The following is an 11,541-nucleotide window of genomic DNA, read 5'->3' on the forward strand; positions in this document are numbered from 1 at the left end:
TGAACAGATTCTAGGCGTGAAGGTGAATATCTAACGGGTATAGATTGCGACATTTTTCAATAGGTATAAAAAAACGCCCGAAAGGGCGTTGATAATAGGGACTTAATGCTAAATTTAAGCGTTTTCGCTTTGCTCAGTTAGCGGTGCGCGTTCGTTTGCTTCGCGTACTTTTAATGAGCGCTCTTGGAACTCTTGCTCATTTAATGCATTGATTGCATTTTCAGCGTCTTTTTTAGGCATCTCTACAAAACCAAAACCACGGCGTTTTCCCGTGTGCTTATCTTTCATTAAACGAACAGAAAGTACTTTACCGTGTTCAGAGAAAAGAGTGCGGATAGACATTTCATTTGCGCGGTAAGGTAAGTTACCTACATAAAGCGTAGTGCTGGCGAAATCCGCTTCACTTGCATCACTGCTTGAATCGGTCGATTTCTTGGTGGGGATAAATTGGATTGCAAGTCCCGCTGCCAACGCGCCAATTGCGAATAATAATTCACCAGGGATGTTTAGACCTGATACTCGAATAATAATATAACCTAAAATCGCGATAGCGACAGAAAGCAACACGGAAGTGTTTGATTTCATAATAAAATAACCTCAAAGATAGATAGAAAAATAATTGCATTAAATGATACCAATACAAGCAATTAACTGCTTGTTTAATTTATATCTTTTCTCGGTGCTTTTGACGTAGCAAAAAGTCTTGTAGATAACATAAAGAGTCTTTTTTTTCCTTGTCAGCAACCATTCCTAAAAAAGCAGATGTATTGTAAGCTAAATTGATCAATTAAGTTAACAATAATAGGTTGTTATTGGTCAACAGGAATTCCATTTTGTGAAACAGGGCACGCTTGAGCCGCTCTATTAATAAGCAAAACCTGATTGTTTTGTATCCGCACAAGATTTTGTGCAGCAAGTTGCTAGGTTATAACTTTGTTAAATATTTTAAAATGGAGAATATATATAACATCTTCCGGCGACTCAGTTATTTGCAAGCGGTAAAGCAATTTATTTCTGTATGGACAATATCTGTTCTGTCTCTCATAAAGATGGCGATTGCTTGATAAATTAGCTAGAATGCACGTCAACTATATACCCAAGCCACTTGCTACTTTTTCAAGCCCAGGAGGTTTCGGTATAAAAGCCATAATGACACCGCATAAAGCATGCAATAACACAGGTATTTAATGTCTTCATGAAAAATATTCGTAACTTTTCAATCATCGCCCATATCGACCACGGAAAATCGACTCTATCAGACCGTTTGATCAGCACTTGTGGCGGCTTAAGTGATCGTGAAATGGCAGCTCAAGTATTGGACTCAATGGATATTGAGCGTGAGCGTGGTATCACTATCAAAGCGCAAAGCGTGACACTTGATTACAAAGCCAAAGATGGTCAAATATATCAACTTAATTTCATTGACACGCCGGGGCATGTTGATTTCTCTTATGAAGTATCGCGCTCATTAGCCGCTTGTGAAGGTGCGCTACTGGTGGTTGATGCCGGTCAAGGTGTTGAAGCGCAAACATTAGCCAATTGCTATACCGCGATGGAAATGAATTTAGAAGTTGTACCCATCTTAAACAAAATTGATCTGCCCGCCGCTGAGCCGGATCGCGTTGCCGAAGAGATCGAAGATATTATCGGCATTGACGCAACAGATGCGGTGCGCTGTTCTGCTAAAACGGGTTTAGGTATCGATTTAGTTTTAGAAGAGATTGTACGTGCCATTCCGCCACCAGTGGGTGACGTAAATGCACCGTTGCAGGCGTTAATTATTGATTCATGGTTTGATAACTACCAAGGGGTTATCTCTTTGGTGCGCATCATGCACGGGCAAATTAAAGTTGGCGATCGCATGAAAGTGATGTCAACCGGGCATGTGCATTTAGTGAGTAAAGTTGGTTACTTTACGCCAAAAGCAAAAGAAACGGGTATCTTAAAAGCGGGTGAAGTAGGTTACGTGATCTCGGGTATTAAAGATATTTTGGGCGCGCCGGTTGGTGACACATTAACCTTGGCAAACAATCCAGCCTCTAAAGCTTTAGGCGGATTCAAACGCGCTCAACCGCAGGTTTATGCAGGTCTGTTCCCGGTCAGCTCTGATGATTACGAAAACTTCCGTGATGCATTAGGCAAGTTAAGTATTAATGATGCGTCACTATTTTACGAGCCGGAGAATTCATCGGCACTCGGTTTTGGTTTCCGTTGTGGTTTCTTGGGCCTATTACATATGGAGATCGTTCAGGAACGCTTAGAGCGTGAATATGATCTTGATTTAATCACCACAGCACCGACTGTTGTCTATGAAGTTGAAACAAACGATAGCAAGGTTCACTATATTGATAGCCCGGCAAAATTGCCTGCGACTAATGATATCAAAGAGATTCGTGAGCCTATTGCTGAATGTAATATTTTGGTGCCGCAAGCCTATTTAGGTAACGTTATTACCCTGTGTGTTAATAAACGTGGTGTACAAACAAAAATGGTTTATCACGGTAATCAAGTCGCATTAACTTACCATATCCCCATGGGTGAGGTCGTAATGGACTTCTTTGACCGCTTAAAATCGACCAGCCGTGGTTATGCCTCACTTGAATATAACTTTCTGCGCTTTGAATTAGCTGACATGGTGCGTGTAGATGTGATGATTAACGGCGATCGTGTTGATGCGTTAGCATTAATTACTCATCGTAATAATGCAGAAAGCTATGGACGGGAATTAGTTGAGAAGATGAAAGAGTTAATTCCTCGGCAGATGTTTGATATCGCCATACAAGCGGCGATTGGCGTAAAAGTCATTGCCCGTTCAACGGTGCGACAACTGCGCAAAAATGTAATCGCAAAATGTTACGGTGGTGATATTAGCCGTAAGAAGAAACTGCTCAGTAAACAGAAAGAGGGGAAAAAACGGATGAAGTCAGTGGGCAATGTAGATGTACCACAAGAAGCGTTCCTCGCTGTATTACATATTGGCAAAGACAAATAATTTCATATGTTTTCAACTTTTGAATCATGACAAAATGCGCTGATTTTTTGATCTGCGCATTTTTGTTTTTAATAGATAGTAATGATCGCGGCTAATGGTGTGATTTTACTTTTTAACCCTTGCATTACTTCTTGCATTAAACAATGCATTAACCTTTGCATTAACTTTTGCATTGAAGAGTGCAATTTTACTTAATAGTCGTATTAGTTAAACAGATATTGATAGATCATGTCGGTTTAAATAATCTGATTTTATAAATTGATAGGAATCAATATGGCAAATACGTTTGCACTTATTTTAGTTATTTTAACTTTCCTAACCGGTGTTATCTGGTTACTCGATAAATTCATCTGGGGGCCTGCGCGCAATACCGCACGTCAACAAGCGCAAGATAAAACAGAAACAGTGCTTGATGAACAAACGCTGGCCACGATTCACCCTGAAAATGTGATTATTGAAAATGCCCGTTCACTATTTCCTGTGATAGCAATTGTTTTTGTTTTACGTTCATTTATTTACGAGCCGTTTCAAATTCCCTCCGGCTCTATGATGCCGACACTTTTAGTGGGTGACTTCATCCTGGTAGAAAAGTTTTCATATGGCGTAAAAGAGCCTGTTTGGCAAAATACCCTGATTCCAATGGATTCACCAAAACGGGGAGATGTGGCTGTTTTTAAATACCCTGAAGATATTCGCGTTGATTATATTAAACGCGTGGTTGGTTTGCCGGGCGATCGTATCGTTTACAAGGAGAAACAACTGTATCTGATTCCTGCCTGTGAAAAAGCGCCATGTGGGAATTATAAACCATTAGATGTTAATTACTTAGGTGATGAGACCTTTGCTGATGAAGATTCTAAAATGCAGGTTTACAGCGAAATTTTGGGTGAGGTTGCCCATAAAATACTGATCAATCCCATGCGTCAGGATCAGCTTGCTTATTATTACCAGCAGGAAGGCACTTATGCTTACGAATGGGTTGTGCCAGAAGGGCACTATTTTATGATGGGTGATAATCGAGATAACAGCAGAGACAGCCGTTTCTGGGGATTTGTGCCTGAGCAAAACTTGGTAGGTAAAGCGGTTGCTATCTGGGTCAGTTTCGAATTTTACCGTAATAGTGATGATTTATTACCAACTTGGGTACCAAGTGGTGTCCGTTTTAATCGCATTGGTGGAATTAAATAGTTATGAAAAATGTTGAATTAAAACGATTAGAAAAACGTATTGGTTATAGTTTTACAAACTTTGCACTGCTCAAACAAGCATTAACACATCGCAGTGCATTAGGCGGTCACAATGAACGTTTAGAGTTTCTGGGCGATTCAATATTAAGTTATGCCATTTCAACCGATCTTTACTTACGCTTTCCAAAAGTAGATGAAGGTGATTTAAGCCGCATGCGCGCGACTTTGGTCTGTGGGAAAATGCTGGCGGAAATAGGTCGCGAATTTCAACTCGGTGACTGCCTTATTTTAGGCCCGGGTGAGTTGAAAAGTGGTGGTTTTCGCCGCGATTCAATTATTGCAGATGGTGTAGAAGCTATTATTGGTGCCGCTTTTTTAGACTCTGATATTGATACCGCCAAACAGCTGATTCTAAAATGGTTTGACAGTCGTTTGCAGTCAATTCAACCCGGAATCAGTCAAAAAGATCCGAAAACGCAATTACAAGAGCGTTTGCAGTCGCGCAAAAAAGCCTTGCCTATTTATGAAGTGATTGAGGTTAAAGGTGAAGCGCACAATCAGCGTTTCACTATGAGTTGCTCAATTGAGGGGCTTCCTCTCGTGCAGGGGCAGGGTACGAGCCGCCGTAAAGCGGAACAGATCGCCGCCGGAAAAATGTTAGATTTCTTAAGTGGAGCAGAGTAATGACTAAAAAATGTGGATTAATAGCTATTGTAGGCCGTCCAAATGTGGGCAAGTCAACGCTTATTAATGCCCTGTTGGGACAAAAAGTCAGCATTACTTCTCGTAAGGCACAGACTACGCGTCACCGCATTTTGGGTATTGATACCGAAGGTGATTACCAGACCATTTTTGTGGATACACCCGGGCTTCATGTGGAAGAAAAGCGTGCCATTAACCGTTTAATGAATCGTGCCGCTTCCAGTTCAATTAACGATGTTGAGATGGTGGTGTTTGTTGTCGAAGGAACCCATTGGAATGAAGATGACGAAATGGTACTGAGCAAGTTTAAGTATCTGAAATGTCCTGTTATTTTAGCGGTTAACAAAATTGATAATGTGCAGGATAAGGAGTTATTACTGCCCCATCTTGAAGGGTTAGGTAAGCTTTATAACTTCAAACATATTTTACCTATGTCTGCTAAAAAGGGCGATAATATTGAAAAAATCCGCCAGTGGGCACAGGAAGTGCTGCCTGAGTCGGAACATTATTTTCCTGAAGACTACATTACGGATCGCTCATCGCGTTTTATGGCTTCTGAGATTGTACGTGAAAAACTGATGCGATTTTTAGGCGATGAACTGCCTTATTCGGTGACCGTTGAAATTGAACAGTTCAAGCAACAAGCGAATGGTGTATTACATATTAATGCCTTGATCTTAGTTGAGCGAGATGGGCAAAAACGTATGGTTATCGGTAATAAAGGCGAAAAACTCAAAGCTATCAGTATGCAATCACGTTTAGATATGGAAGAGCTGTTTGATTCCAAAGTCTTTTTAGAAGTCTGGGTGAAAGTAAAATCTGGTTGGGCTGATGATATGCGTGCACTGCACAGCCTTGGTTATGGCGATGATTACAGTAAGTAACGACTAATGTCCTTAGAGTGCCATAACGCGTTTATTTTGCACCGCCGACCCTATCGGGAGACGAGTCAGCTGCTGGACCTTTTTTGCCAGGATGTCGGCAAGGTCAGTTTAGTTTATAAAGGTGGGCGCAGCACTACGCGTATGAGACGGGGTATGGCACAGCCTTTTACCCTGCTGCAAGTGAGTTATTTTGGACGAGGCAGTTTAAAAACGGTCAAGTCGATTGAGGCGAAAACCCAAGTGGTGCCGTTAGTCGGAGTACGTTTGTTTGTGGCAATGTATATCAATGAATTGCTGTATCGGTTATTACAAGCAGAAACGGCCTGCGATGGATTGTTTGAGTCTTATCAGCAAACATTATTAGCGATTGCTGGCAACAGTGATCCGCAAATTGCCTTGCGCCATTTTGAATTAACACTGCTTGATACCTTGGGCTATGGCGTTAATTTTGAAGAAGATATTTATAGCGGAGAATTAATCGAAGCAGGTTTTGAATATCAGTATCAGCAACAATCTGGTTTTTTTGCCAAGCAGGCAATTCATAATAAAGATCAAGTTTATACCGGCGAAGAGTTACTCGCGTTAGCATGCCGCGACTTCTCATCGCCCACTGTTTTAAAAGCAGCAAAACGGTTTTGCCGGCAAGCATTTGCCCATTTGTTGGGTGGCAAGCCATTACATAGTCGTGCGCTATTTTCGGCTAAATAAAAAATATCAAAGGATAAAAATAGATGAGCAAACTTCTCCTCGGTGTGAATATCGACCATATCGCAACATTACGTAATGCCCGTGGAACTTGTTTCCCGGAGCCTGCCCATCTGGCAGCGATTGCTGAGTGTGCCGGCGCCGATGGTATTACCATTCATCTGCGTGAAGATCGCCGTCATATCAGGGATAGGGACGTTGCTGTGCTTGCGCAAACACTGCAAACACGCATGAATCTGGAGATGGCGGTGACCGATGAGATGGTTGATATTGCGATTCAAACTAACCCTGCTTTTGTCTGTTTAGTGCCTGAAAAACGCGAAGAGCTGACGACAGAAGGCGGTCTGGATGTGGCCGGTTCATTTACTAAAGTGGCGTCTGCAGTGGACCGTTTAAATGCGGCGGGTATTCAGGTTTCCCTGTTTATCGATCCGGAAAACTTGCAAATTGATGCCGCTATTAAGACCGGAGCCGCTTATATTGAGCTGCATACGGGTAAATATGCCGATGCACCCTCGGAAGACGTTCAACAGTTCGAGCTTGCGCGCATTGCCAAAGCCGCTACCTATGCAAGCCAGGCAGGTATTAAAGTGAATGCCGGGCATGGTCTTAATTACCATAATGTAAAACCGATTGCAGCCTTGCCTGAAATTATCGAACTTAATATTGGTCATGCGATTGTGGCGCGCGCTGTAGTGGATGGTTTTGCCGCTGCTGTGAGCGAAATGAAACGCTTGATGGTTGAAGGGCGTTCTAATTCATTGTAACTATCAAGACTGGTTATTTTGTTCTATCTCTTCGTTAAAAGTGCTCATTTACACTTGTAAACTGCGCGCTTTTGCCTTGATATAGCGCAAAATTCCGGCGTCTAGCTAGCCACAAGTTACACAACAAATGGAAAAGATATTTTTATACCAACTAAGGCGAGTCTACTTTGTCTAATTCTAGTTTTTTTATCTCAGAGCTTCGCTCACACTTCCCAATATTAAACCAAACAGTCAATGATTTCCCTTTGGTTTATCTGGACAATGCCGCTACCACGCAAAAACCGCTGGCGGTTGTGGATGCCATTTCACACTACTACCTCAATGATAATGCCAATGTGCATCGCGCCAGCCACCAGTTAAGTAACCGTGCAACGACCTCATTTGAGGCGGTGCGTACGGCTGTACAGCAGTTTATTAATGCCAAAAGCAGTAAAGAGATCATCTGGACAAAAGGGACGACCGAGGGGATAAATCTTCTTGCAAATGTACTCGCGTCGCAGTTACAAAGAGGTGATCAGGTGATCATCAGCGCGATGGAGCACCACGCCAATATTGTCCCCTGGCAGATGCTCGTCAAGTCACATGGCATTGTCTTAAAAGTGATTCCGCTCAGCGCTGATTGTTGTTTAGATCTAGAGGCTTACCAAGCGCTTTTAAATGAGAAAACCAAACTGGTCAGTATCACGCATATCTCCAATGCATTAGGGGTGATAAATCCGGTCAAAGAGATAATCAAATTAGCCCATCAAGTGGATGCTCAAGTTATTATCGATGGCGCGCAAGCCGTTGCCCATCTTACTGTTGATGTTCAAGATCTTGATTGTGATTATTACGTTTTTTCAGCCCATAAACTGTTCGCTCCAACCGGAGTAGGGGTGTTATATGGTAAGCAGGATCTGCTGGAAAAACTGCCGCCCTGGCAAGGTGGTGGAGAGATGATTAAATCAGTGAGTTTCAAAGAGACAACTTATAATGAATTACCTTTTAAATTTGAAGCGGGTACGCCTAATATTGCCGGCGTGATTGGACTCGGTGCGGCGCTCGATTTTATCAAGGGTTATGATCACGAGCGATTAAAAGCGCATGAGCAGTCGCTACTGCATTTCACTGAAAAAGCTTTATCAGCGATACCAGAGGTCACTCTATTTTGTGCCGGGGTAAAAAAATCGGGCGCAATCAGTTTTACCATAAAAGGGGAGTCAGCTGCTGATATTGCAATGCTATTAGATGCCCAGGGGATCGCTGTGCGCAGTGGTTCGCATTGCGCGATGCCATTGATGAGCGAATTAAATTGTAACGGCACAGTCCGTGTTTCTTTTGCCATTTATAATACGCTTGAAGAAGCACAACGTTTTATTGAAGCGCTGAAAAAACTATTGCAGATGTTGCAATAAGTTGTCATGGCATAAGACTTGATCTCTATTTTCAATCAAGTCTTATGCCGTACCTATTAATGCGCAAGCATTTTTATGCACGCTACCTGCCTACCTACCCTGTAAAAGAGATCACGGATAAACATTAACCACAGCCTATTATTAATGACGTTTGGCAACTAAAGTAAACTTGTAATCGGTTGATTTAAAAAAGTTACGACTGTATTCAAACACCGTATTGTCTTGTAAATAACTACGAGTACGTTTTTCAATAATAGGCAGGTTAGGATCAATACTGAGTAATGCAGAGACTTCCGCGGACGGTAGAATAGGTATTATCTCTTGTTCGCTGCGATCAATGACTAAACCTTTGGTTTTTTCAATAAACTCATATTTAGATTTTTGCATCACTTCATAAGTCAAATCAGGAAAAAGCGCCAATGGTAGCCAGGTTTCTTCAACCGTGACCGGATTATCTTCTATATAACGCACTCGTTTGACATAGAAGATACGATCATTTTCGTTAATATTAAGATGTTCAGCCATCAGAATGCTTGGCTTTGTAATTTCAAAAGCAATAACATCACTATGAGTAGCGACATCAAGATGTGCCCATTTTTCTTTAAAACTGGATTGCTGATATATATCGTAGTTGACTTTTTTTTCTTTGACATAAGTACCACTTCCCTGCACGCTTTCAAGTTCTTCATTTTCAATCAGTAACTTCAGCGATTGTCGTATGGTTACTCGACTTACTGAAAACGCTTCCCGTAGTTCTGCTTCAGTAGGAATGGCTTCACCCACTTTATATTCGCCACTCTTTATTTTTTCACGGATTGTATCTGCAATTTGGCGGTACAGTGAAATTTTTGCCATTTTGATTCTCTTGTCTTTTTATCAGTGCACAACGATGCACTGTAATAAATAGGATCTATAAATTATACTATAGATGCTTTATCACTCAATAAATTGTATTGTAATATCCTTTTCATTTGTATCATAGTGCGCGGGGGTTAGCCATACAAAAAGTGTTCTTAATATGAAATTATACGATATTTTCACTTAAATATTTTATATTCATCACAAAACACAAATAAAGACATAGTCTACTTACCGCACCTGAATTTCATAATTGTATGATTATAAAGGTTTTCAGTGTTTTTTTTATCTCAGAGGGCATGAAAAATAATCTTATAAAACCAGCTGGTTATGCATGAGTGCGGAATATCTGAAAGAGTAATATAAATACCCATACAAATATCTTTAATATAGACTTAGAACTCAGTGTTTATTTGTTTAACCGCTATCACTGGCAGTGTTAACAGGCCATTCAAAGACTTAACTAACTTGTTGATATGATTTGAAGATTGGTGATGGTGAAAGGGACTATCTTTTAGATTCTGTGCACTCAAACAATTGCTTCGGGTTGCCCTGAAAAAGGTCTCTTTATTGATTTCCGTTGTTTAATATTTTTAGCAGAAGGGATGATTATTTTCATTATGCACTGATATTGAAGGTATCGATGCGGGCGTAAATTGTTTTTCAGTTGGTTATGGAAAAAGTAGAAAGGTGGTTGGTAGCATTGTTTTTGTAGGACCAAGTTCTCACTGTACTGAAGCTCGTATGGAAGATATCTATCAAAGTTATGTAAGCTAATTAACCTGAGATCAAGTTAAGCCGGTATCAATTGGAAAACGGCCTTAAATCGTTTTCTGATAACGTTTGAAGACCGCCTTAAAGATTACATTTAAAAACCGCAGGACACGGAATTAGTTACAGGATCCTGCGATCGGGTTACTTAACTGACACTACAAACATATCCACATTTACAGCCTTCATTAACTTAGCCGCACCTGAAAACTGTGAATGCCAGAAGTCATGGTGATGACTGCATACCAGCAGATCTACACCTTCTTCCTTTATCGCTTTTTCGATTTCGGAAGTAATGCTATCGCTGCAAATCAGAATATTTTTTACCGGGTAACCAGCGCTGTCTTTTAGCGCCTCCAGTTTTGCAAGGAATTCCATCGATTCCGCTTTATCCGCTTGCGCCTGATTAGGTGTCAGACCAATTATATTGTGATGGTCAACTCTGTAAACCTCATCAGCACTGATAAAGGATAATTCAGCATCTGCGTCCTTCGCTATCATTACCGCCTTATCGATTAACAATTTACTTTCTTCTGAAGAATCGACTGTAACTAGTATGTGCTTGTAATTCATAATATTACCTCGATATCCTATTGTCATACTTTTAGCGTAGTACAACCCTGAATAATGTTCATGTAACCCGGATTTTTTCACTTTATTAAAAAGCTAAAAGCAAAAAAAAGAGATGCCTTTCAACATCTCTTTTTAATCTTTGGATTAAAGTAGTTAAGCTTATGCTTTAACTGCTTTTCTTTTTTTCATCATCTTAATAGCGACAGTGAGCGTCATTGAAACTGCGATACCGATTACAAAGTATGCTAACCATGCCAGAGGTTCACTGATTACTGGTAGCATAAATACCGCACCACCTGCAATTGTACCGATCTGTATTTTAGATGAAAGGATAAGCGCTGCTGCAATACCACCGCCAATCATGTGAGCTGGAATGATACTTATTGGATCTTTAACTGCGTAAGGTATTGCACCTTCGGTAATACCACAAAAACCTAAGATTCCAGTAGATGGACCTGCAAGACGGTCTTCTTCGTCGAACAGTTTAGGGAATACAAATGTCATGATACCAAGCGACATACCCGGGATACACTTAGCGGCTGTAAACGCTGCGTAGAACTCTGTGTTACCGTTAGCACCTGCACCGATACAGAATAGGTATGCGGCTTTGTTAACTGGACCACCCATATCAAGGTTAGACATACAACCCAGGATGAAACCCAGGATAAGTAAGTTCGAACCGCTCATTGCGTTTAACCAAAAAGAGAG

General features: G+C 41.0%; 11 protein-coding genes. 7 read left to right on the forward strand and 4 right to left on the reverse strand.

The features are described from left to right. Positions 1 to 114 precede the first annotated feature (114 nt). The gene (locus tag ACJAT7_RS09570; protein ID WP_415226578.1) at positions 115 to 585 is read right to left on the reverse strand and encodes an RNA recognition motif domain-containing protein; all 471 of its coding nucleotides are present in this window, start codon (positions 583 to 585) and stop codon (positions 115 to 117) included. Between the two features lie 610 nt (positions 586 to 1,195). Between ACJAT7_RS09570 and lepA the strand changes: the two genes are divergently transcribed. The 7 genes from lepA to ACJAT7_RS09605 all read left to right on the forward strand — a co-directional run bounded on the left by lepA (position 1,196) and on the right by ACJAT7_RS09605 (position 8,631). Beyond that, entirely contained in the window at positions 1,196 to 2,992 is a 1,797-nt protein-coding gene (gene lepA, locus ACJAT7_RS09575) for a translation elongation factor 4 (protein WP_415226579.1), read from the forward strand. A 273-nt stretch (positions 2,993 to 3,265) separates the two neighbouring features. Beyond that, positions 3,266 to 4,180 (forward strand): signal peptidase I, encoded by a 915-nt coding sequence (gene lepB, locus ACJAT7_RS09580; protein ID WP_415226580.1) that lies wholly within the window; start codon positions 3,266 to 3,268, stop codon positions 4,178 to 4,180. Positions 4,181 to 4,182: 2 nt separating this feature from the next. Then, complete coding sequence (gene rnc, locus ACJAT7_RS09585) at positions 4,183 to 4,863, forward strand: ribonuclease III (protein ID WP_415226581.1); 681 nt, start codon at positions 4,183 to 4,185, stop codon at positions 4,861 to 4,863. Then, entirely contained in the window at positions 4,863 to 5,765 is a 903-nt protein-coding gene (gene era / locus ACJAT7_RS09590) for a GTPase Era (RefSeq protein ID WP_415226582.1), read from the forward strand. Before rnc ends, era begins: the two co-directional genes overlap by 1 nt. A gap of 6 nt (positions 5,766 to 5,771) precedes the next feature. After that, positions 5,772 to 6,473 (forward strand): DNA repair protein RecO, encoded by a 702-nt coding sequence (gene recO, locus ACJAT7_RS09595; protein WP_415226583.1) that lies wholly within the window; start codon positions 5,772 to 5,774, stop codon positions 6,471 to 6,473. A 23-nt stretch (positions 6,474 to 6,496) separates the two neighbouring features. Further along, entirely contained in the window at positions 6,497 to 7,237 is a 741-nt protein-coding gene (gene pdxJ, locus ACJAT7_RS09600) for a pyridoxine 5'-phosphate synthase (RefSeq protein WP_415226584.1), read from the forward strand. 167 nt (positions 7,238 to 7,404) lie between these two features. Beyond that, positions 7,405 to 8,631: an aminotransferase class V-fold PLP-dependent enzyme gene (locus tag ACJAT7_RS09605; RefSeq protein WP_415226585.1), complete on the forward strand. Its 1,227-nt coding sequence runs from the start codon at positions 7,405 to 7,407 to the stop codon at positions 8,629 to 8,631. Positions 8,632 to 8,772: 141 nt separating this feature from the next. Here ACJAT7_RS09605 and ACJAT7_RS09610 read toward each other — a convergent pair whose 3' ends face one another. The 3 genes from ACJAT7_RS09610 to ACJAT7_RS09620 form a co-directional block, all read right to left on the reverse strand. Beyond that, a complete protein-coding gene (locus tag ACJAT7_RS09610; protein WP_415226586.1) occupies positions 8,773 to 9,486 on the reverse strand; it encodes a GntR family transcriptional regulator in 714 nt (237 codons plus the stop codon). A gap of 918 nt (positions 9,487 to 10,404) precedes the next feature. Next, positions 10,405 to 10,833, reverse strand: a complete 429-nt coding sequence (locus ACJAT7_RS09615; protein ID WP_415226587.1) for a universal stress protein — start codon at positions 10,831 to 10,833, stop codon at positions 10,405 to 10,407. A 159-nt stretch (positions 10,834 to 10,992) separates the two neighbouring features. Next, entirely contained in the window at positions 10,993 to 11,475 is a 483-nt protein-coding gene (locus ACJAT7_RS09620; RefSeq protein WP_415226588.1) for a hypothetical protein, read from the reverse strand. Positions 11,476 to 11,541: the final 66 nt, after the last annotated feature.

This window comes from Psychromonas sp. (assembly GCF_047632995.1).
Classification (GTDB): Bacteria; Pseudomonadota; Gammaproteobacteria; order Enterobacterales; family Psychromonadaceae; genus Psychromonas.